This is a genomic window from uncultured Mediterranea sp. (genome assembly GCF_902493215.1).
Classification (GTDB): Bacteria; Bacteroidota; Bacteroidia; order Bacteroidales; family Bacteroidaceae; genus Bacteroides.
Window position 1 is genome coordinate 1 of record NZ_CABUOL010000005.1, and the last position, 23,607, is coordinate 23,607.

A 23,607-nucleotide genomic window follows, 5' to 3' on the forward strand; every position below is an offset into this window, starting at 1 on the left:
AATTTTCGCTAATCACCAAATTTACAAATAGTTATAATTCATCGAACTCACGTTATATTATCACTTTCTTCTCTATCTCCTCTTTTTTTCAACGAAACTCCGAAATCCTCTATTGAATAATTATCATTACCAAAATCCCACCGATAGGCCACCTGCATGCCATTCAAATCCATCCGATAGACCTCGCGCTGGAAGGGACGGAAAAAGTACAAACCGTCCCCAAACTGATAAAATGCACGCGGAAATAAAAACATTGTACTGGGATTCCCATGCCAATATTCCCGCACACACTGTAGCGAATCCTTCGAAATCACACTAATCCCGCATTCCTCATCGGTTATCGGAAGCGTCCACGTCACAAAATAATCACCATAGTCCATCAAGGCCTGATAGTTTGACTTTCCCGGCAATTGCAGGCGTTCAAGAAAGCGGCCTTCGGCATCGTAAACAAACATCTCCCAGAAAGGTGACAACAGGCAGATGTTGCCGTTCCGCGAATCGTGTGCGACATCGTATACTTCCCGATATTCACCCACTCCTTCTCCCCGTCTGCCCACTTGTCTGACAAAACGCCCCTCCTCGTCGAAAAGGAACAAGGCATAGCGCTTGTGGTCGAACACTTCATAACGTCCGTTGACACATAACACCTTATCCGGAAAAACAAGCAGGCAGGAATCATTGGTTTCCAAAGGAATCACTTCCAAACGACCGAACAAATCCTTCATGGAAACCTCCTGCTGCTCCAATGAAACACGCAAAACGGGACAATCGTCATACGTTTTTTTGTCCAAACATGAACAAAAAAGCAACAGACAAAAACCTATACTTATTATATTTTTCATGTCATACAATTTTAATACATTTTTAGCAAGTTGATTCACAATCCGTTTGTTACCAATCCTCCCGTGAACCAACCTGCCTCATTTTACCGGTTTGTACTATGTCGTTACACTCCCTGATACTTTAACGCCAAGGTTCAGCAAGTGCAATAACAATTCTGATCGCCATTAAAATGACAATTACCCCAATTATCAAATTTATAATAGCATCTGCCTACTCCATCGCTGCACGTGCGCGAACAAGTAATGGTCACCTCCGGCAATTCATAACGCGCCAGTGCCTCCACATTCTCCAGCATCACGTCCGACATCATTTCCTTTGTCTGATTGGCATAAACACCATAACCTGCCATTGCGGCAACGGCTGCTACAAGGGCAACCTTCATCATATTCTTACGCATATTCATTACGTTTTAGATGGTTTACATTGATGGGATTTGTCTCACAAGCGCACCCCAGCGGGTGCCGGAAAGATACAAATCTCCTGAAAATCTTTCCGGGACAGCAGCAAACGTATTGCCACAAACATTTTTTATTCAGACCTTTGTTGTACAATCCTTATTCCTTCTCTTTTCTATCATCATTTCCTCTCTTCCGCCTCGCCCGTCACCGTCAGCTTCAGCTGTTCATCCTCCGCATTGCAGCGCACCGTCACCTCCTTGCGGAAATATCCCGGATTGTCCGCCTTGTAGGTCACACGCAATACCAGGTTCTCGCCCGGACGGGCCGGTTTCGCGTCGTACTCCACCTGCGTGCAGCCGCATGAGGCATAGGTGTCGAAAATCACCAGCGGATGCCGCCCCGTATTCCTCAGGACAAACTCCGCCGTCTGCTCCTCCTGCCAGTCAAAACGGCCCATGTCCGCTTCCGTACGGTCGGCCTCCACCGTAGTCTGTGCGCGAGGCGTTTCCTCCTCCCGGCTGGTTGTTTCTCCACGGATGATTTTCAGGTAGAGTTCCCTGATCTTCGGGTTGCGGACGGGATTGCCGACGGCCAGCACGCGATTGTCCTTGTCGAGTAGAAACGTCTGGAAAGTGGGGTCGGCAGGGAAATGATTCAATCGGTTCAGGCGCTTATCCCTGTCGATGCATACCGGATGCGTAAATCCCTCCATCCGAAGCGTACCCACAATATCCCGCATCTTTTCGGGAGAAAAGAAGAACAGAAAATCCACACCGGAGAATCCGCCATCTTCCATCAGCTCCTTCCAGCGGTCCAATTGCAACTTACAACTGAGGCAACCCACGGAATCCACGTAAGTCAATATCTTGTAATCCGCTTGCATCGGAAAATCAACCGTATCACGGGCCAACACCGTGAAAACCGGATTATCCGGAATTTGTATTTCCCGGTTCATCCAGTCTTGTAACAAATCGGTGTATTGTTTCTTCTGAGGATTCACGCAGGAGGACAAATAAAAAAAGCACAACAATACGTTCCAATAAGTAATTCGCATAGAAAGTTTCTTTCATCAAATATTTAAATTAAAAGATACTAATGTATCTTCGGGATCTCGAACAATACAATACCCGACTCCTTCTTTTTCATCAACAGCCAAACAAGTAATACGTTTACCTGACTTTAATAATTTCACTGGATTCCCTTCCCAATCCAAAACCATGACATTCCGATGTTTCCGATTTTCCTCATCCTGTACCAATATATATAGATATTTCTTACCTGCTACAATATCAACTGCCGCCAAATCCGAGCCTTCTCGCAAAGAGGCTGTAACACGCTTACCTTTCTGATAATCATATTCATATCGTCCCAATTGTTTCCGAAATTTCAATTCAGGCAAATTTGTTCCTATCCGCCCATAATCATAAATCTCCAATACAAAATAAGAGCATGAAGCAAATAGATGTCTTTCAGGATTAACTACAAAACGACTTTGGTGGAACATGGCTTTTGCTTCTACTGGAAAAGATTTCTCTTCCTCCCAAAAATCAGGATAATCCCCAAACTCCGTCACACTATCCAAGTGATTCGTATTTGCCAAAGCATATCTTTTTGCAAAAAAACCCGAAAAAGCCATATGATTCGGAGATAAAGGAACAAAACAATCCGCCTCCCCTTTCACACGACCATCTTGAACAAGTGGTACTACTCCATTTTCACCAATCGCAGAAAGCGGCGTATGGCTTAATATATGAAGAGGGCGACTCAGTACCCACAAATTATCGCCATCCGTTTGAAGTTCCAAAGGAGAAATCAAGTCATTAGGACCATCTCCTACTGAAACCAAATATCCCATCTTTTGATTTGTTTTCAAATTGTAAACATACACCAAAGAATCACCATGAAAATCATTAATCAATAACAGACTGTCCACTTTCAGCAATTGCATGGTTGAACCCAACAAATCTGGAAAAGCTATTTGTTCAAATGAGATTTTTTCCTCTATATCAATATCATATCCTATTGTATCTTCAACGGTACCAGATTTTCTATTGGTACACTGCACAAAAAACAAAATACATAGGAAAAAGAATGTCACATTTTTCATACATACAAATTTTTATACGTGATAAACAAAAGCGGGAAGCAATATCACAAATTTTATTTAACATTTAAAACAACACCTATCATTTTCCAAAGAAGGGAAAGAACTGAAATTTACCATCAGGAACTCAGTATCTTTCCCTCTTTTTCTATAACATGCTAAATGTCATCAGGTCCATTCTCGTCATAGTATGTAGTAGAACCTAGTGGATCATGTATCCATGCACAAAGATGTCTACCTCCAGGGCATTCTGTAGGACTAACTTCCCCTGTCGCCAGTGCCTCCACATTCTCCAACATCACGTCCGACATCATTTCCTTTGTCTGATGGGCATAAACACCATAACCTGCCATTGCGGCAACGGCTGCTACAAGGGCAACCTTCATCATATTCTTACGCATATTCATTACGTTTTAGATGGTTTACATTGATGGGATTTGTCTCACAAGCGCACCCCAGCGGGTGCCGGAAAGATACAAATCTCCTGAAAATCTTTCCGGGACAGCAGCAAACGTATTGCCGCAAACATTTTTTATTCGTATCTTTGAATAAGATAGGATGCGGCTCGGCATAGCCAAACTGTAAAAACTTTGCTTTTCGTTTGTCTCAGCTCTCGCCTTTCACTATCTTTGTCTTCAGACCTCCTTTCCGGGATGAGTTACGGAGCGGACGGCTTACAACATGCAACTATAAGATTGCCGCCCGCTCCTCTTCATTCCTTTATTTATATTACCTCTATATTCGTCTCTCCTTGCATACGACCAAGATACTATGCTAATAATCATTAAGTGTCGCTACTATATATACTTTCACAGGACTACTGGGGCAATCTACAGAACCATATCCAAAACAAGCAGGGGTTCCATCCCATTCATCAAATGACAAAGCTTCCAAATTCTCCAGCATCAGGCTGTCCAAACGTTCACGTTTTAAATTCATTCGAATGGAAACGGCTGCCGCTGCCAACATCAGAACCACAAATAAGATTTTCGTTTTCATATTTTCATTTTTTAATTAGCTCTGTAAAGATAGCAGAAAACGAAGATGCATTCAAATTTCAAGGCTGACAAAAACTGACAATCCAGAAAAACAGGTAAAGTCAGTTTTCGTCAGCCTGCGGACAGCACATCATTCAACCGGATTTTCTTCGATGGAATGGGGAATTATGAACCGATAGGCAAAATTTTCGTGTTCGATGGTACAGATTGAAATTTGGGACAAACAATGACGCAGCCTTTTAATGTTCTGATGCAATTTGTCCAAGGTGCCGGTTCCATCCGGCCACAACAAACGCAGGATCTCATCGTTGGGCAACCTGTGCTCCTTCGCATCCAGGAATCCTTGCAGCAATTTGGCAGACAAAGGCATCAGTTTTACAACGCTATCACCCTTTTTCAGCAGTCGAGAACCAGCCTCGAAATACACTCCTTCTTCCAGCTGACAGACAGGCGGACGGCTCTCGCAAACGACAGTCACAGAAATGGCTTTCTCTACGACCACAATCTTTTCTCTGACAAAAAGACGACGGCAAAGCCGATATATACAACCATGCACTAAAAACAGCAGAATGCACAAAGCGACCACGGCACCCAATGCAACTCTATCTCGCCAGGAAAGCATCATCCGCCAAGGGGTATGAAGATAGCCGGTAGCCCCCACCTCGCACCTGAGCCCCAAATAGAACGTGGTCAGGCTGTCCAGTCCTGAAACAGAAAGCGAATCGGCGGAATAGGCATACGAATCACGCTCCCACCAGTCGGTCACGGAGATACGGGTTTCTGCCGTTCCGGGGAATCCCATGGCTTCCAGCCGGCGGTTCCAGGAACGGTTCAACGAATCGGCATCCAGCGGAGATACGTGCAGCAGGTACGAACAAATTCCCTGCATCACAGACGAAGGTTCCACACGATTGGCATGCTTCGCATAGGGAATCCAAAAATCTTTTCGGCCATATTCACTTTCCAACTGCACCCGCACCGGTTCCTCATTGTGACCGGCAGAGTCGGCCGGCAGATTGTAGTTTCCAGAAAAATTCATATACACTCCCCCCGTATCCCTTTTCTGTATTTCCTCCATCAAAGCCGTACGAAAAGCCTCGCGTGCCAGCGGCCGCCACACTGACAGCCGCTTCTGACACAGCTGCCGGCCGGTAATCCCAGCCGCCAGCAAACCTATCAGCACACAGACTCCCAACCCTATCCAGTCGTCCTTCTCCATACACAGTTCTGTAAAGTGGCGTGTTTACGCCGCCTCTCCTTTCTTCTTCCGCCTTCCCGATCTCTTCTTCCGCGCCGGCAGCCACTTCCGCTTCAGGCTGAACACGGGCAAGTAGAAGAAGATACCAATCACGGACATCACCAGTCCGCCGATGGTGCCGGCCGCCAGCGGATACCAGAACGGGGCCTTCTCACCCACCATGAACGGCACGAAACCGAGGATAGTGGACACTACGGTCAGGAAGATGGGAATGATCTTCACGTTCCAGGCCTTGGTATAGGCACGCAGGGGCGAAAGGCGGGGGAAGGCGCGCCGGATGGCATTGTACTCGTTCAGGATGTAGATGCTGGCATTTACCGTGATGCCGCACAGCAGGACGAACGAGGCAAAACCGCCCTGGTCGAAGTTCAGCCCGAAGAGATAGAATGTGAGGAACACGCCGATGTAGGAAATGGGAATCACGAAGATGATGGCCAACGGCTGCTTCAGCGAGTCGAACAGGATGGCGGAGATGAAGAAGATGATGGAGATGACGATGAGCAGCAACAGATACTGCTTGTAGTCCTTCTTGCCCCAGTTCCAATAGGCATTCTCGTCCTCTACGGTATAGCCCATGGGGAGGCGGCGGCTCATCTCCTCCACATCCTTTTCGAGCAGCTTGCGGCCCTGCTCGGACGAGCCGATGTACTCATACTGCAGGCAGAGGCGGTACTGCTGGTTCTCCTTGGCCACCTGCTTCGGTGTCTGCCCCTTGGCCAGCACAGCCAGGTCGGACAGCTTATACTCCTTTCCGTTGACGGTAAATGGTACCGCCATCAGGCTCCACACGTCGTAGTCGCCGCTCTGGGTGGAGTTGAGACGCAGGTATTCCAGGTTGTTCTCATAAACCACGCTGCCCGCCACCTGGTTCCGCATGAAGACGGGACGCAGCACGGCAAAGAGGTCGTAGGCCGTCAGGCCCTCTTCGGCCATGCGGCGCTTGTCGAACTCGAGGAAGAACTCCGTGTAGTCGTCCTTCCACCACGAGAATTCCGAGTTGACGGTCACCTCCTTGATGCGGCGGTGGGTCAGCAACAGTTTCTTCATCTCCTCCGCCCAGTGGCTCAGCTCGTCGTAGTTGTAGCCGTACATCTTCACACGGAAGCTGCCGGCCGACTCGCGCACGTCGTTGCTGAATCCTTGGTCCTGAAGGCCGTAGACGCTCCAGCTGCCACCGCCCAGCGTGATGGACTTGCTGATGACGTCGGCCTTCAGCGTATAAGGAAAGCCCGTGTGGGCATACTCCTTCTTGAAGTAGACCTGGATGGCCGCACGGCGGGCGTTGTAGATCGACGTATGGAACTGGCGTATCTCCTTGAACCCGCTGAGGAAAGTCTCCATCCGCTTGATGAGCACATTCATCTGCTCCAGCGTGCTGCCGTTGGGCAGGGTGGCGTTGATGTAGAGCACCACCTCGCTCTCGTCGCGGTTGAAGTAACTGCCGTTGTATACCTTGTCCACAAACAGGCGCAAGGAACCGCCCAGCGCCTTGTCCACCACCGGCTTCACCTTCTCCTTATAGGTGGAACTGCCAAAAATATCGTTGTACCACTCTGCCCAGCGGCCCTTCTCCTCCGCCTTCTCGATCCGCTCGGGCAACATGAACACCGGCAGGCCGAAGCCGAGCAACAGCACTACGCACACAGCTACACGATGGCGGCACAGCCACACGATGAGCCAGCGGTAGAAACGGGTGAAGCGCACCGTCAGCCGCTTCATCCACAGCCGGGGATGGGCAGGCCTGCCGCGGCGGAGCCCTATCTTCTCGATCATAGGCGGCACGAAGAACAGGGCCACGAAGAGCGACACGCCCAGGTTGATGATGACCACGGCGGCAAAGTCCTGCAGGTTCAGGCGGATTTTCTCGTCGAGGAAGAAGATGATGACCAGTGCCCCCATGGTGGTGAGCGTGGCCGCCAGTACAGACATGAAGGCCTTCAGGTTGCGGCGGCGCAGAATGTGGTCGGTCATGACGATGATGTTGTCGATGACCAGATTCAGCGAGATGGTGATGCCCGCCAGCGAATAGAGCTGTATCTCCAGCCCCAGCATGTAGTAGAGGATGAAGGCCACGGCAATGTTCACGGCCAGACCGGTGACGATGAGGAAGAGGTAGCGCAGGTTGCGCGTGATGAGTGCCACGAACAACAGCAGGATGAGCACCGTCAGCCCCGTGCGGAAGTAGATGGTGTCCAGCTCCTTGCTGATATACTCGGTGGCATCGTAGCTGGTATGGATTTCAAAGCCTTCGGGCATGGCGGCACGCACCTCGTCCATCACCTTCCGGACGTCCTCGGCCAGCGTAAGCTGGTTGGCCGTCTCTACCGCGGTAACCGACAGATAGACGGAATTGAGTCCGTTGATGCGGTAGTACGACGTAGGCTCTTCCTCGACCCGCACTACCTTGACCAGCTTGTCCAGCGGCACGGTTTCGCCGGCCTGCGTGCGGACAAAGATCTCGGAAGGCACAAACTCGTCCGCCTCCCCGTCCGTGGCCCTCACCACCCGTATCCACTCTTTCTGCCCGCCGGAGTCGAACTCGCAGATACCCAGAAACTCGCGGCTGTACTGCTCGCTGATGGCGGTCTGGATGTCCTGCACGCCGATGCCCAGGGCCGTGAGGCGGTCGTTGTCATAGGTGATGCGCCACTCCATAGGGGTGGCACCGCTCAGTTCCACCTTGTAGACACCCTTCAGAGCCGCCAACAGCGGCTTGATTTTCTCCTCGCCATACTGCTGTATCACGATGGGCGTAGCGGGTGCGTTCAGGGTGAAGGTCATAAAGGGACGCGAGGCCTGCGCGTCCGACCGCTGGGCCGAGATGGTGGGATAGCTCACCCCGTCGGGCAGCTGCGACCACAACTGGCGGATCAGCGTGGACACCTCGAAGCGAGTGGCGTCCATGTCGGCATGCTTGTCCAGCTCAATGCGCAGGCTGCCGCTGCCGTTGTCCGATGTGGAATAGATGTTCTTGATGCCGACAACACGCGACAGCATGCCCTCGAGCTTGCTCGTCACTTCCGACTCGATGACGCGCGACGAATTGCCGGGCATCGAGAAAGATACCGTCAGACCGGGCATCGTGGTCGACGGCGACAGTTTGACAGGCAGCAGGGGCATCAGGGCCAGTCCCACCAGCGACAGGCAGACAAAGGTCACGATGAGTGTGAACGACGACCACGTCCTGGATTCTCCGGTTTTCTTCTTCATCCGCTATTCCTCCCCGCAGTATTTATAGATACGAATTGAAGTCGAAACGGTCGGAAAGCGAGAAGCCCGACTCGAAGTCGTGCAGCGTCAGCTTCCGTATCTTGTAGTAGCTGAGCCAATAGTTCTGCAGGGCCAGAATGTAGTTTTTCTGTGCCTCCTGCTGGCGGTTCAGGGCCAGGGTCAGGCTGCTGATGTCGGCCTTGCCGATGATGAAGCGGCGGCGCGTCTGGTCGTAGGCCAGTTCGGCCAGGTCGAGCGCCTCCTCGGCACTGGCTATCAGTTCCTGCTGCACGTTGAAGTCGCTTACCGTCATCAGCACGTCTTCCTCCAGGCTGATTTCCTCCTGGCGGGCGGCGATACGCACCACGTTCAGGTTGTTCCGGGCCATGTTGTACTTGCCCTTGCGCACGCCCCAGTCCACCAGCGGAATGGAAATCGAGAAGGCCACCAGATCCTGTTGCAGCAGGTTCCGGTAGGCGGCCACCAGATTGTCGGCCACCTGGTTGAAGCCCACACTGGCGTTGAAGCTGGCGTTGAACATCGACTCCTTCCGTGTGCGGTCCACCTGCTGCTCCGCCTCCAGCACATTCTGACGTTGCTCCAGGTAAGTGGGGTTGTTCTCCTTGGCCAGTGCCAGCGCACGGTCGGCCGACACCTCCATGAATTTCGGCCGCGACGGCAGGTCCAGCTCAATGTGGGTATTCTTGTCCAGATTCAGGTAGGTGGCCAGAGCCGACATGGCCCGTTTCAGCGAAATCTCGGCATTGCGCAGTGTGTTGCGTGCGTTCACCTTGTCCAGCTTCAGCGTCAGCAGGTCGGCCTGCGAGATGGCGGCAATCTTCTGCCGCTGCTGCCCGATGGCATACAGCGTGTCGGTCGTGGCCACGTTGTCCTCGGCCAGCTTGTAGTCGGCCTGCGCCATGGCCAGGCTGAAGAAATAGTTCACCGCCTCTTCGGACACGCTCTCGGTGTTGTAGAGGAACTGCCTTTTGGCTTTCTCGAACTTCAGCGGCTCAATCTTGCGGTCCCACTTGAAGGCATTGTAGCCCAGCAGGTCCTGCTGGTAACCGATGCGGATGGGCACCGTGGAGAACTGCGTTGACTTGCTGTCGCCGAAGTTACGCATATAGTCCAGTTCGGTATTCAGGTAGAACGTACCGCCCAGCAGGTCGAAGTTCTGCGACACACTCAGGCCCGCGTTGGCACTGAACATCTGCTGTTCGCGGTACACATCGACATCCTCCTGCGAGTCGTATCGCTGGGTGATGTAGCGGTAATACTGCGAGGGCGTCAGGTTCAGCGTCAGGCTCGGCAGGCGCGCCGCCTTGTAGGAACGGTATTCCCAGTAGCCGGACAGATACATGTTCTGGTAACGGAAGGCCGACAGCGAGCTGTCGTTGGCCATGGCAATGGTACGCTGGAGGCTGAGGCGCAGCGACCGCTGTGCCTGTACACCTGCCGCACAAAGGGCCAGCAGGAGACATATACTAATCTTTCGAAACATCATGCTTTCTATATATAAACCAATAAATCAAAGGGATGACAAACAGGCTGACCACCAGACCCACCATCATGGTGCCTATCATGGCGATGGACAGCGGACGCTGCAGCTCCGAACCCATGTCGGAGGTAAACAGCAGCGGAACCATGGCGAAGACCGTCGTGAGGGTGGTCATGATGATGGCTCTCAGACGGCGGTGGCCCGCCGTATGGATGGCCTCCAGCAGCGGCATGCCCTCGCGCCGCAGTTCGTTGATGCCGTCCAGCTTCAGGATGGAGTCGTTCACCACGATACCGCAGGACACGATGATGCCGATGGCCGACATCAGGTTCAGGCTGTGGCCCAGGGCCCAGAGCAGCACCAGTCCGAATGCGGTGTCAATGGGGATTTCGGCCAGCACGATCAGCGGCTGGAGGAAACTCTCGAACTGGGCACAGAGGATGAAGTACATCAGCAGGATGGAGATGAACAGGATGACGGTCAGCTCGCCCATCATCTTCTGGTTGGAGAAGAAACTGCCCGCAAAGCTCACGTCCCAGTTTTCCTCCCCGTTCACCACGTCCCTCACCTCTTCCACCAACCGGGAGGCGTCCTTCACGCCGTAGAAGCTGATGGGAATATACTCGCCGTTCCGCCCCGCCGTAATCTGCTTCAGGTCTTCGTCGGGCACCACCTTCACCAGCTCGCGCAGGGGGATGTAGTGTTTCTCGCCCGTCTTCGCGTCGGCCCGGGTCTCCACCAGCGTCTCGGCCAGCACACGGTTCACCGTCATCTCGCGCCCCGCAATGCCTATCGGCAGGTACTGCTGGTAGGAACGCAGCGTAGATACCTGGTTGTCCTGGAAGGCCGTGCGCAGCACGCGAGCCACCTCGTTGTAGTCCACGTTGTAGAGCAGCAGGCGGTCGCGGTCCACCACCAGGTTCATCTGGCTTCTGAAAGCCGTTCCCTCGGGAGCATATCCCGTGGCCCGGGCGATGTCGGCCTCCAGGGCCTTCAGCTCGCCGGGACGCGGCGTCACGCTCTTGTCGGCGGCCTGCAACTGCGCCACCACGTCGGCCTCGCCCGTCACAAACAGTTTCTCGAAGATGGTCATGGGCGGCGAGAAGGTCACCGTCGCCCCGGGATAGCGGGTGCGCATTTCCTCCTCGACCATCGCCTTCAGCGGCGCGATGCCCTCGGGCTTCTCCGTCTTGAAGTACAGTTCGGCTTCGGCGGCCGACAGTTCCTTGTCCGTGCCCAGCACATAGTCCTGCATGCCCACGTAGGCCGTATGCTCCACCACCAGACTGTCCGCCTTCCGCAGCAGGGCGTTCACGCGGCGGTTGTTCTCGTCCACATGGATGTTCTCGTTCCACTCCACGTCCACCACCAGCTCGTTCTGGTCAATCTCCGGCATGCGTTCCTTGTCTATCACCCAGAACATCAGCACGCACAGGGGCAGCGACAGCAGCGCGCCCGCCAGGCTGATGCCTTTGTGGGCAAACACCCAGTCGATGCCCGCGTCGTAGAACTTCACCAGCCACTCGTTATTCAGCAGGTTCTTGAAGCTGGCCGTAAACCAGTTCTTCTTGCGGATGCCCATCCGGTAGAACAGCACGTAGAGCACCGGTAGCAGCATGATGCCCGTAAAGTAGGACACCATCAGTCCCGAAGTGATGGAGAACGCCTCGTCCATGAAGATGGCGCCTGCGATGCCGCTCATGAACACCAGCGGCACAAACACCGCGATGGTCGTGAGCGAGGAACTGAGCATGGGCGTTATCATCTCCGACGTGCCCGCCACGGCCGCCCTCCGGAGCGAATAGCCCCGTTCGCGGTACTGCGACACGTTCTCGGTCACGATGATGGCGTTGTCTATCATCATACCCACGGCCAGTATCAGGCCCGAAAGCGAGATGACGTTGAGCGAAATGCGGCAGAGGTAGAAGAAGAAGAACGTGATGACCACCGACGTGATCATCGTGATGCCTATCACCAGCGGCGAGCGCACGTCGCCGATGAAGAACACCGCCACGACAAAGATGAACAGGAAGCCCAGCGTGAAGTTCTGCTGCAGGTTCGAGATGGTATAGTCCAGCAGCTCCGTCTGGTTGCGGCTGATGCTGAACTCGATGTCGGGATAGATACGGGCGAAGTAGTCGGTCGTCTCCTTCAGTTCCCGCTTCAGGTTGTCCATGTTCTCCTCGCTCTGCTTGATGATGGCCAGCGTCACGGCCCTCTTGCCTCCGGCCAGCGAACGTCCCATCTCGCCCCGGGTCACCAGTCTCACACTGCAGATATCCTTCAGCTGCATGACGCGCCCCCCGTGGTTGAAGTAGATGTTCTCCACGTCCTCGGGCGTGCGCAGCAGCGAGGCGATGCGGATGTTGTATTCATAGTAGCCGTCGCGCACCAGCATGCTCCCCGGCTCCACGTTGTTGGCCGACAGGATGCTTTCCAGGTCGGCAATGCCCATGTCGATGCTCTCCATGCGGTCCCTGTCGGGCACGATGCGCAGCATGCGCCCCGGCACGCCGGTCATGTCGGCCATGGCCACCTGCGGCAGCTGTTCGATGCGCCGTTTCACCACGTTCTCCGCCAGTTCGCACAGGTTCAGGAACGCCTGGTCGTGAGTGTCCGCATAGGGCACGTCGTCCTTCAGTGTCAGGTTCAGGTAGAACACGGGGATGTCCGTAGCACTGGCCTTGATGGCTTTGGGCCGCACGGCATCCTTGGGCAGGCTGTTCATGGCAGCGTCTATCTTCTCGTTCACCTCGATGAAAGCCAGGTCGGTGTTCGTCCCGAACTCGAAAGACAGGCGGATGATGCCCGACCCGTCGCGCGTCTCGCTCTTCAGTTCGCTCAGGCCCGACACCTGCATGAGCTGCCTCCGCACGGGTGCCACCATCGTGTTCTCCAGCTCGCGTGCCGAAGCGTTCTCGGCGCTCACCTGTATCGTAATCTGCGGGATGTCGATGTCCGGCAGCAGCGATATCGGAAGCGAGAAGTACGTCACCAGCCCGATGATGAAGCAAGCCGTAAAAGCCATCAGTACCGCAATCGGTCTATTTATCAGAAACTTTACCATAAAAATGAAGAATGAAGAAAAATGAGGAATGAAGAATGATGAATGAAAAATTAATTTTCAATTATCAATTCTCAATTATTAATTATTCTCAACCTTCACCGGTGCCTCGTGCGCCAGATTCACGTTTCCGGTTACAATCACCTGCGCCCCTTCTTCCATGCCGTCGCCCGTCACGGTGTATTCCGTCAGGTTTTCCAGTCCGGTCTGCACGTAGTTCCACATCGCCTTTCCGTTCTTCAGCGTGAATACCACCTGCTTGCCCGAGCGCATCACCACCGCCGTCTTGGGTATCACCAGCTGCCCCTGCACCGAACGCTTCACGCTGACGCGCACGTTCATGCCGTCGTACAGCCGGCTTCCGTCACGGCAGACGGCCTTCACCTTCACCATACCGTTCTCGTCGACCAGCGGGTTGATTTCGGACACACTGCCCGTCACGGCCGCCATCCCCGAAGCGTAGGGCGTGATGTCCACCCGGTCGCCCCGCCCTATCAGCGGCAGTTCGCTTTCCAGCACCGTGAACGACACCTCCATGCCTTCCGTGCCGATGACCCGGCAGAAAGCTCCCGACGCGTCGGGGCGGTTGAAGGCCTTGCCCGTCAGGTTGGCCACTACGCCGTTGAAGGGTGCCGTGAGCACCGCCTGTTCCAGCTCGTAGCGGGCCAGTTCGTAGTTGCTTCTGCTCTGTCCGTAGCCGCTCTTCACCTCGGCCAGCTTCTTCACCTCCTCCGGGATGTCCGCCATGCGTTCGATGGAGTACCCCTGACCTATCAACACGTCCTGCATCTCGAGTTCGGCCTGCCGGAGGCTGTTCTCGGCCTGCTCCAGCTTGTTCTTCAGCGTGAAGAGGTCCAATTCTGCCAGCTTCTGTCCGCGCCTGACGCAGTCGCCGTTCTTTACGTAGACGTGTGCCACCGGCTCCGATGTCACCCGGAAACTCAGGTCAGCCTGTTGCCGTGCCTCCACTTTCCCGTTGCTCACCAGCTCGTGGTCGAAGCTCTTCCGCTCCAGCGTCATCACCGTCACTGTGTTGTTTTCCTGAGGCAGCACTGTGGCCACCCCTTCTTCCTTGTCGGCAGCCTGTTCGCCGCTGCCCCCCGAGCATGCTGCCAGCAGCAGGGCCAGCCCCATGCACCACCGGGTATATTCCGGTTTCCGTTTTCTGTTTTTCATGATTCTCAATATGCTGTTATTCTCAATAGTTCGTAAAAGTATGCATTCCATCCCACACTGCCAAACATTTTATTATTTAATTTTCGTAGCATCACTTCAGTTGTTTCACCTCTTCCCTCATCTGCCGGATGGCCGTAGACATCACCTTCGGCTCCTTCGTCAGCACCACACGCTTCATCTCCTCCAGCTTGTCGGGATGCCGGTATTCGGGCAGGGCGTATAGCTTGGCCAGCAGGTAGTAGGGATAGATGCGGTTCGGCAGCCGGTGTACTGACCTCCGCAGCCACTGTTCCGCCCGTGCATAGTCGCCTTGCAAGCATGCATTCTTGCCGAGTATGTTCAGTATCATGGGGTCGTTGCTCCGCAGGGCCGCCTGCCGCAACAGTTTGTCGGCCTCCGCATACTTCCCCTGCCTGTGCAGACCGTGGCCATACTCAAAGAGAAAGCTGCCCCGTTCCTTCAGTAGGGGGAGCAGGGGGCGGTAGGCTTTCCCGGCCACGGCATAAGCCCCCGTCTGATACAGCATCCGTGCATGCACCCACTTCCGACAAGCCTGCTCCATCCGCAGGTCGCGCTCCAGCCTCATGCTTCCGTATAATCCCACCGCCAGGGCCACAGCAATCCATTCCCACCTATTCCCCCGCAAGAACGATGCCCCCAGCAAAACGACTCCCGTCACCGCCAAGGCCGGTATCCGCATCGGATAAGACGAGAAGGCAAACACCATCAGTGCCACAATGCCGCCACAAATGCCGTGACGCCCCAACCGTGTCCCCCGGTACAGGCAGAAGCCTGCCACTGCCAGCAGCAGTGCCAGCGCCGGCCACCCGTGTTCCACCGCCACCTGCAGATATTCATTGAAGGCATATTCCGGACTGCCCGCCACCCGTTCCTCCCACGGTTCGTAATCTTCTGTGGCAAAGTAAGCCTCCTGCGCCTCGCCGTAAGCGGCGGCAAAGTTACCAATGCCGTGTCCCGTCCAAGGGCGTTCCATAGCCGCACGTGCGCTCATCCGCCACAAGAACAGCCGTCCACGTGCCGAGTCCGGTTTCAGGGCGAACAGCAGTCCCGCCGCCAGTGCCAATACACAGAGCACCGTGCCTGTCACAACCAGCTTCTTCCAACAGCCGCCTTTCCACAACCGGCCATACACCGCGTGCCACAGCCCGGAAGCCCTTCCGCCAGCCGCCCATACCCACAGGCAACCCGCCGTTCCCGCCACCCAGGCCGAACGGCTCATGCCCGCAGGCAGCACACAGAGCACCAGCAGCCCCACCCCTCCGCTTATCCGGCGTTTCCAGCGCGCGTCTGCCGTGAAATACCCGTGCAGACACAACGGCAACACCATCGCCAGATAACCTGAATAGGGTCCCGGATTGAAGAAAGATCCGGTCAACGCATACAGCGAATGACCCGACATCGTAAATCCGAACACCTGCCTCAAACCCCACACCGCTTCCACTCCGCCCAATATCAGCAGTCCGTCCCTCACCACCTCCGCCGGTACAGGCAGACGGTCTTTCCATCCCCATGCCACCGCCGACAGGATGAGGGCGGAAGCCGCCAATGCCGCCCGGTCGAACCACACCCACTGGCTGACCGTCTCTCCCGAAGGCAAGTCGGCCGAAGTGACACATACCATGCCCAACGGCAGTGTCATGGCGCATAACAGTATCCATATACTGATGTGTTTCATTATACACTCGCTTTTCGTCCATCGCTCCGGACCTACCACTCAATCCGGTCATATTCCAGATATTCCCCTTTCTCTTCATTCAACAGGGGATTGTTCACGAACAACAGAAGCGCATCGGAAGTAGTGCTCCATCCGGTGAAGAGGTCATATCGCCCGGAAGGCAGTTCGCTTTCGCCCACCACAGAGAAACGGTTGTCAAACACGGTCAGGTAAAGTTTCTTCCTGGCCAGCATCTCTCCCAGGTTCTTGTTCGGGTCGAATTCCTGTCCGTCCACATGAAGGCGGATGTACATGTCCCGCCCGGGCAGGTACCTCACTTCATAGAAATGCGGATTTTCAACCCGATGTTTCTCGCAGTCCGCATACGTCTGCCAGTTGCATGCCTTCACCCGGTTTTGGGTGAAATTGCTGTTTGCCCCGAACACTCGTGTCTTTCCGCTTGCCCGGTCCATCACATACACATGAGACTCCACCGGATAGTTGTAAAGCACTTTATCCGGCATAAAGACCACATTGGGCTGCCCCATATATGGATATTCCCGGCTGCCCACGTTGGGTATCTCCGCAGGCAGTTCCAACGGATGGTTTATGGCAGGAAGGGTGTCCAAAAACACTTCGCGTATGCAGAAAGATTCGGGCGAAGCGGACTGGTCCTTTACACAGAAAAGCAATGAGCGCCTGCTTCCGTCATAGTACAGGTCGGCTGACGACATGGCATAGTTGTGTCCCATGACAATCATTTGTCCGTCAGCCAGTCCTTCCGTCAGCGAGACACTTCGCCGTATATTTCTATCACCATCGAGTAGCAAGGCCCTTTGTGATTCATCACATATCCAGATGGAGTCGGGCGAACATACATGCAGAGCTTGGAGACGCAACACGGCAGAGGGTCCCTCCTTTTTGAAAGGCAACTGCCTGAGCGTACCGTTACGCAAGTCATAGAGGTCCAATGCGTGCGCCCTGTAATTATAGGCATACAGCCAGTCGGTCGTGTCACGATAACAGACGGACAGATAATAGGACGGTAAATTCAGCACGTCTGTTTCCGGCACTTTTATGCCGGTTATTTTCAGCGTTTCAATCTCTCCATGCCTTTTTTCCGCCTGTTGCCTGCCTCCTGAAAGGCAGGAGGCAAGCAGAATACAACATGCGGACAGGCCGATGTACATCTTTTTTTTCATTTCAGCAATAAGATAAAAAACCACATTTTTCGTATTGATTGTTCGATGATGTTCGGCATTCATTCCACGGGGCATGAGCACAAGGAATTATTCGATAAGGAGTATCTGATTCTTCCCATGCTAATGCCTCAACATTTTCCAACATTACATCTGACATTTCATTACCTTTCGTTTGGTTTACATAAACTCCATAACCAGCAACAGTTACAATGGTTGCAAAGAAAGCAACCTTCTTAATTACTTTATTCATACTAATTACTTTTTTATACTTATATATAATTTTTAAATTGCAGGATTTGTTTTGCGCACATGTTATTCATGTGTCAGAAAGACACAAATCACATTAAAAATCCTTCCGAAATGGCTACAAACGTATTGTACCAAAAATATTTTTCTATTTTTACATTTACCTCCTTTTTATCGTTTCCTTATTCTATCTTTTTCCATACCCTGTCCCATCTCGTTTTCCCTGTCAGAGGGTCCGTCGAATTGCATATCCTGGCAGCCCGTCCCACAATGTACTCCTCGGGCAGCAGCCCCCAGTAGCGGGAGTCCTGCGAGTTCCATCCGTTGTCGCCCGCCACAAAGTAGTAGTTCTTCCTGAAACGGTAGGTACGCACCAGGCTGTCGCCCAGCAGGACACTGTCGTTCCTGTATACCAGCTTCTCCCCCTGTTCCCACTCAATCGGTTTCCTGTACAGTAGCACGTTCATCCGGTCCAGTGCCACTTCGCCACCCTTGCGGGGAATGTAAAGAGGACCGAAGTCCCGGATATTCCAGCCGGTCAGCGAGTCGAACGGGAAGGCCCGATAGGTGCCTTTCGGAAAATCCTCCGGAGCCGTGCGGCCTATCCGGAGCTGGCTTTCCACGTTGCCCAGAGGCCCGTCCACCCCGCTCACGCGGAACATTCCGCCGCAGATGGAGAGCGTGTCGCCCGGCAGACCGATACATCTCTTTATGTAATACTTCAGGATGTGCATCTCTATCCGGCTCCAGTCGTTGGGATGCGGGAAGTTGAATACCAGCACGTCGTTGCGCTTCACCTTCCGCAGGCCGGGCAGACGATAAATCGCAGTCTGTTCCTCGTCCAGCGTCTTGCCCACGTCGAACAGGCGAGCCCCCAACACCGGCTTCCACACCAGCACCCGGTCGCCTTCTTCCAGCGTAGGATACATCGACCGGCTCGGGATGCGGAACGTGGCATACAGGAAGACCAGCGCCAGCACATACAGCACAGCCAGCAGGATGAGCACCAGGCAGACATCCAGCAGCCGGTCCACTATTTTTCCTATTATCTTCTTCACGCTCATAACTTTCCGCTATACAAGAACCGTCCTCCCGCGACAATGCCCACCCGATGCCCGATGGCCCGCCGTAAAGGTGCATACCAGATCAGTGCCGGATCGGGCACGTTGTCGTAATACTTGGTCGTATCCGTCTCCACCGTGCACGGCAATACTTCGAACTGCTGTTTCTCCACATTCCAATATTGCAACAGACGCGGGTCGTCCTTGGCCGACTTCCACACCGTACATTCCACCTGCCTTCCCTTCTCGGGAACCAGAAAACGGAAGCCTCCGTCCCGCTCCGTCAGCAGGGGCGGGCAGATGAAACGCAGCGACGAACGCCCTTCGGCCGCAGCCACCATGAAGAAGTTCCTGCCCGCCACGTTGTCGAAGAAACAGCTGTCCCCCTCCCTGCGGCCCAGAGCCACCGGCACCCAGTCGAAGTAGTTGTACGTACACAGATACACCGGTCCGTCCGTTTTCCCGCCCGCCTTCACGGGAATACGGAGCGTGTATACCGGATTCTCCCCTTCCCGCGTCACGTCCTCCAGCAGCGGATTCTTCAGCCAGGTGACGTATCCGTCGTCGCCTTCAGCGGACAGCCGGGCCGGGTCCGGCTCGAAGTGCCGCCTGTACACCTTGGCGGGCTGCATGTACCAGCCGGTAGCCAGCCGGTGCGGATACTTGTCAGGCTGCATGTCGCCGGGGCTGAAGTCATGGAAACGCCCTTCGTACAACACCGCGCACCACACGTGCCCCCGGTCCATCCGCGTCCAGGTAGTCTGCTGGACGGCCACCGGAATGCCCGCCGCACGCATGGCGGCCACGGCACAATGGGCCAGCGCCTCGCACGTTCCGAGACCTGTCCGGAACGTCTCCTCCACCGTGGCCGGGAGCCGATTGTCCGTCTCGCCATACTTTATCTCCCCTTTCAGCCGTCCGTTCACGACCATGCACGCCTCGAAGGCGTTCTCCACCCCTGCCGAATCCAGCAGGGCCGTGTATCTCCCCATCAGTTCCGCCCGGAGCGAGGTAGGTTCCTCGTTCTCCGCCCGGTAGGGCAAGATGTAACGGCAGAAGTCTCCGAAGGAAACCTCCCGCGCCCACGGCTTCCGCCAGGCCTCGAAAGCCAGGTCGATGTTCCGTATCAGGTAGTCGGCCTTCACGTGCTCCACGTCATACTTCGGTCCGTGGCTGCCGCGTCCCCCTCCGTCCGTAAAGTTATAAGGCATGTTCTCTATCAGGAAGCGTGCCGCCTCCCGCTTCAGCGAGTCGCCCTCATAGTGGGCCAGCACCCGCTCCAGTTCCATACGGTTCTCCCCGGCACGTTCCAGGGCATAGGCAAGCCTCTTCCCGTCGTCCTTTGGCGAACAGGCAGAGAAGGCAGAAAGCAAAAGCAGCAGAAAGAAGTATTTCATCGGTTTCAGCATAGACAAACTGTATAAATAAAGAATCCGAAAATATAGGAGACAACCTGTTATTTCAGCGAATATCGGAAGATTAACGGATTGTCATCCTCTTTGATGGTGGATAAATCATTCCGCAACGCAGCCGCAGCATCATTTTCACTTTTTTCCATCAGTTTCCGCAAACCTGAGAGCATATGGACGGGATATATGAAGAACACTTCATCGTCTTCACCATATACCGGCAAATAATTGGGCAAAGGAATGTTGAATGACGAATTCATAATCATGTCATAATACACAATTTTATTCTCTTGCTTGCCCAGGGCATATACCCCGAACAGATTTGTTCTGAAAAGCATGTTGTTCTCGCCCTCCTTCAGGTCCGTTACCGTATATACGTATTCATGGTCCCGGCACAGCTTATTCAATTCCTTGCAGTCCAGCAAAGTGCCTGAGGGCTGTTCGGGAAAGGCCAGTTTACCCCAATCTACAGAAAATTCCGTCTTCACTCCACTGTCCGAAAGACTATAAATACGATTGTCAAAACGACGTGTATAGTAAATGGCATTTCCCGTTTTTGTCAAAGACATACCTCGGTTATTGCAATAAGGGGCGATTTCATCCATCGCAGGCAATAGGGTACGTACATCCTCTGTTTTCTTGTCAATCACAGTCAGTGAATATTCCTGTTGCCGGTTGTTCACGTAAGGCGAGTTGCTGATGTAGATATTTTTTTCATCCACCGCTATTCCATCGTAATATGCATCCAGGTGCATGCTTCTGTCGAAGGTACCGTCCAGATTATAAAAATGTATAGCAGAAGGCTGCACAAGCATCAGCAACTGATTGGCATCCGCATCTACTATCACATCCCGCAATGCCACATATTCGCCTGCGCCGTTTCCGATTCGTCCTATTGTATGCAAGAATTTACCCTCGCCGTCAAAGGCCAGAATACTGTTGATCTGTTTGTCAAGCACATAGTAGTTGCCTTTATACTTTACGATTTTTTCTATACGGCCCAACAAGAATTCTGAAGTCGATTCAAAAGAAAACAGCGAAAATTTTTCAAACAATGCCGTATCCGCTACAGATTTTACATGTCCGACATACGAGATACATTCTCCAGCTGGCATCTGTTGAATATCCTTTTTACAAGCATACAACGATAGGACTAAAGCTGAGCCCAACAGATATTTTGTAATAATATTCATAGGTCTTGGAATTTAATTATTGATATACGATATTACTGGTTAATCCCGAACTGCATTTAACAGCTCCTATTCCATGACATTCCGTCAACGTAGTATAAAGAAATGCCGTAATTAGTTTTATCCATTTCATTGTACATCTTTTTTCAATATCAGTTTTTTATGATAATGAGGAATGAGCAGGAATGCCGATACCCCTAACCTCAGGCAGTTCCCACTCATTCCTTTCTTATTATCATTTCCTTTCTTCCGCCTCGCCCGTCACTATCAGCTTCAGCAATTCCTGTTCCGCATTGCTGCGTACCAGCACCGACTTGCGGAAGTATCCCGGATTGTCCGCCTTGTAGGTCACCCGCACTACTAAGTTGTCGCCCGGCAAGACAGGTTTCCCGTCATACTCCGCCTGCGTGCAGCCGCACGAGGTGTGGGTGTCGAGAATCACCAGGGGACTATCACCCGTGTTCTTCAGGACGAACTCCGCCGTCTGCTCCTCCCGCCAGTCAAAGCGACCCATGTCCGCTTCCGTCCGGTCGACCTCCATTGTAGTCTGCGTACGGGACGTTTCCTCCTCCTGACTGACGTTCTCTCCCCGGATGATTTTCAGGTACAGTTCCTTGACCTTCGGGTTGTGGACGGGGTTACCGACAGCCAACACCCGGTTGTCTTTGTCAAGCAGGAGCGTTTGAAAAGTGGGGTCGGCAGGAAAATGATTCAACCGGTTCAAGCGGTTATCCCTGTCGATACACACCGGATGCGTAAACCCCTCGGCCCGAAGCGTGCCTACAATGTCTCGCATCTTTTCGGGAGAAAAGAAGAACAGAAAATCCACACCGGAGAATCCGCCATCTTCCATCAGCTCCTTCCAGCGGTCCAATTGCAACTTACAACTGAGGCAACCCACGGAATCCACGTAAGTCAATATCTTGTAATCCTCTTGCATCGGAAAATCAACCGTATCACGGGCCAGCACCGTGAAAACCGGATTATCCGGAATTTGTATTTCCCGATCCATCCATTCTTGTAACAAATCGGTGTATTGTTTCTTCCGGGATTCTGTACAAGAACACAAGATTAAAAACATAAGTATCCAAATAGGACAAGCAAACTTCATAAAATCAGAAGAATTCATTCAAATCCAGATAAGCAAATTGATATTCATCATTCAAACACATTATCAGACGGTTGTTATCTTTGTCATAACACAAATCCATAATTTTACGCCCCACATCCAATGTCTTCAAATAATCACCGTCCTTACTGAAAGCCAAAAGGACTGTAGGAGTCGCATCTTCTGAAAAATTATCGTTTCCCGAATAGGAAGCGATTATTTTGTCACGACAAAATACGACATTGCCATAATGACGCACTTTGTTGGACATCTTGCTGTTCCAAGCCGGCCCATAGACATTGCATTTCAAATTACCTTCCATATCACAAACAGTCATCAAATCATGATACAGATAGCATTCCACATATTCATTCAAATCTGGAGATACAGCCATACAGATGCGTTTCCGCTCAATATCCGGATGCTCATAAGGCATCGGCTCAAATGTGCCATCCGCCATATTCCAACGGGCTACACATTGTTCAAAAGAAGAACGCCCCGGAACGATAGTCAAAGCCAATGACAAGGTATCACTCATATAATAGTAACGGTCGGGAAACTGCTTCATCGTAATTTCAGCCTTGACCTTCGGTTGATAATCGGAACGGGACAACACACTGTCGAGTTCATAAGAAAAGATTTTCATCTTACCATGGTCCGTAACATAGAAAGTCCTATTTTTTTCATCAATACCAATATGCCCCATAACCGTAATTTCTCCCGGCCCTTGACCTATATTTGCAACACTCGTCAGATACTGGAAGGTGTTTTTATCAAAAATACGTACCAAACGGTCAGACGACTTATAATCCCCTATTATCAAATAGTCGCCCATTACAAAAAGACGGGCATACGAACCTATCAGAACGTCATCCATCCGAATCTCTTTTACTTTGGAATTCACATCGACTATGTTCTTACGTTTTCCTTGATATTTTTCTGTGATAGCTTCCGTAGAACATGACATACACAGAATAAGTAACAAGAAACCACTTAATACATGTTTCATAAGAAATTGCAATTTGAAAGTCTGTCCAAATTCTATCTCTACATTTTCAAATCATTTCCCAAAAGATTTTGCTTTCAATCGGAATGCAACGAAGTACATAGAATAGAAAGAGACAAAACACAATAGGAAATATACAAAAAAATAAAGAAAGATAT

The 23,607-nt window shown here is 52.6% G+C and carries 19 protein-coding genes; all 19 read right to left on the reverse strand.

The window, feature by feature from the left end; genetic code table 11:
- Positions 1–47: 47 nt before the first annotated feature.
- The 19 genes from RDO88_RS04300 to RDO88_RS04390 all read right to left on the reverse strand — a co-directional run bounded on the left by RDO88_RS04300 (position 48) and on the right by RDO88_RS04390 (position 23,452).
- Positions 48–758 carry a 6-bladed beta-propeller gene (locus RDO88_RS04300; RefSeq protein ID WP_307758203.1) on the reverse strand — a complete coding sequence of 237 codons (711 nt, stop codon included), beginning with the start codon at positions 756–758 and terminating at the stop codon, positions 48–50.
- A gap of 218 nt (positions 759–976) precedes the next feature.
- On the reverse strand, positions 977–1,240 hold the full coding sequence (locus tag RDO88_RS04305; protein ID WP_307758204.1) for an NVEALA domain-containing protein: 264 nt from the start codon (positions 1,238–1,240) through the stop codon (positions 977–979).
- 179 nt (positions 1,241–1,419) lie between these two features.
- Entirely contained in the window at positions 1,420–2,295 is an 876-nt protein-coding gene (locus RDO88_RS04310; protein ID WP_307758205.1) for a DUF1573 domain-containing protein, read from the reverse strand.
- Positions 2,296–2,310: 15 nt separating this feature from the next.
- On the reverse strand, positions 2,311–3,348 hold the full coding sequence (locus tag RDO88_RS04315; protein ID WP_307758206.1) for a BF3164 family lipoprotein: 1,038 nt from the start codon (positions 3,346–3,348) through the stop codon (positions 2,311–2,313).
- Positions 3,349–3,503: 155 nt separating this feature from the next.
- A complete protein-coding gene (locus RDO88_RS04320) occupies positions 3,504–3,746 on the reverse strand; it encodes an NVEALA domain-containing protein (RefSeq protein ID WP_307758207.1) in 243 nt (80 codons plus the stop codon).
- Positions 3,747–4,119: 373 nt separating this feature from the next.
- Positions 4,120–4,344, reverse strand: coding sequence for an NVEALA domain-containing protein (locus RDO88_RS04325; protein ID WP_307758208.1), 225 nt, complete (start codon positions 4,342–4,344; stop codon positions 4,120–4,122).
- A gap of 129 nt (positions 4,345–4,473) precedes the next feature.
- Complete coding sequence (locus RDO88_RS04330; RefSeq protein WP_307758209.1) at positions 4,474–5,562, reverse strand: helix-turn-helix domain-containing protein; 1,089 nt, start codon at positions 5,560–5,562, stop codon at positions 4,474–4,476.
- 24 nt (positions 5,563–5,586) lie between these two features.
- Positions 5,587–8,811, reverse strand: a complete 3,225-nt coding sequence (locus RDO88_RS04335) for an efflux RND transporter permease subunit (protein WP_307758210.1) — start codon at positions 8,809–8,811, stop codon at positions 5,587–5,589.
- A 22-nt stretch (positions 8,812–8,833) separates the two neighbouring features.
- Positions 8,834–10,318 (reverse strand): TolC family protein, encoded by a 1,485-nt coding sequence (locus RDO88_RS04340; RefSeq protein WP_307758211.1) that lies wholly within the window; start codon positions 10,316–10,318, stop codon positions 8,834–8,836.
- Positions 10,299–13,379 carry an efflux RND transporter permease subunit gene (locus RDO88_RS04345; RefSeq protein WP_307758212.1) on the reverse strand — a complete coding sequence of 1,027 codons (3,081 nt, stop codon included), beginning with the start codon at positions 13,377–13,379 and terminating at the stop codon, positions 10,299–10,301. The genes RDO88_RS04340 and RDO88_RS04345 overlap by 20 nt, the downstream gene beginning before the upstream one ends.
- A gap of 78 nt (positions 13,380–13,457) precedes the next feature.
- Positions 13,458–14,552, reverse strand: a complete 1,095-nt coding sequence (locus tag RDO88_RS04350) for an efflux RND transporter periplasmic adaptor subunit (RefSeq protein WP_374043897.1) — start codon at positions 14,550–14,552, stop codon at positions 13,458–13,460.
- A 91-nt stretch (positions 14,553–14,643) separates the two neighbouring features.
- Entirely contained in the window at positions 14,644–16,248 is a 1,605-nt protein-coding gene (locus RDO88_RS04355) for an O-antigen ligase family protein (protein ID WP_307758213.1), read from the reverse strand.
- Between the two features lie 32 nt (positions 16,249–16,280).
- Entirely contained in the window at positions 16,281–17,429 is a 1,149-nt protein-coding gene (locus RDO88_RS04360; protein WP_307758214.1) for a DUF4221 family protein, read from the reverse strand.
- Position 17,430: 1 nt separating this feature from the next.
- A complete protein-coding gene (locus RDO88_RS04365) occupies positions 17,431–17,679 on the reverse strand; it encodes an NVEALA domain-containing protein (protein WP_307758215.1) in 249 nt (82 codons plus the stop codon).
- Positions 17,680–17,857: 178 nt separating this feature from the next.
- Positions 17,858–18,739 carry a signal peptidase I gene (gene lepB / locus RDO88_RS04370; protein WP_374043898.1) on the reverse strand — a complete coding sequence of 294 codons (882 nt, stop codon included), beginning with the start codon at positions 18,737–18,739 and terminating at the stop codon, positions 17,858–17,860.
- The gene (locus tag RDO88_RS04375) at positions 18,736–20,133 is read right to left on the reverse strand and encodes a transglutaminase domain-containing protein (RefSeq protein WP_307758217.1); all 1,398 of its coding nucleotides are present in this window, start codon (positions 20,131–20,133) and stop codon (positions 18,736–18,738) included. The genes lepB and RDO88_RS04375 overlap by 4 nt, the downstream gene beginning before the upstream one ends.
- Before the next feature lie 59 nt (positions 20,134–20,192).
- Positions 20,193–21,338: a 6-bladed beta-propeller gene (locus tag RDO88_RS04380; protein WP_307758218.1), complete on the reverse strand. Its 1,146-nt coding sequence runs from the start codon at positions 21,336–21,338 to the stop codon at positions 20,193–20,195.
- A gap of 232 nt (positions 21,339–21,570) precedes the next feature.
- Positions 21,571–22,362, reverse strand: coding sequence for a DUF1573 domain-containing protein (locus RDO88_RS04385; RefSeq protein ID WP_307758219.1), 792 nt, complete (start codon positions 22,360–22,362; stop codon positions 21,571–21,573).
- Between the two features lie 88 nt (positions 22,363–22,450).
- A complete protein-coding gene (locus RDO88_RS04390; RefSeq protein ID WP_307758220.1) occupies positions 22,451–23,452 on the reverse strand; it encodes a 6-bladed beta-propeller in 1,002 nt (333 codons plus the stop codon).
- Positions 23,453–23,607 lie beyond the last annotated feature (155 nt).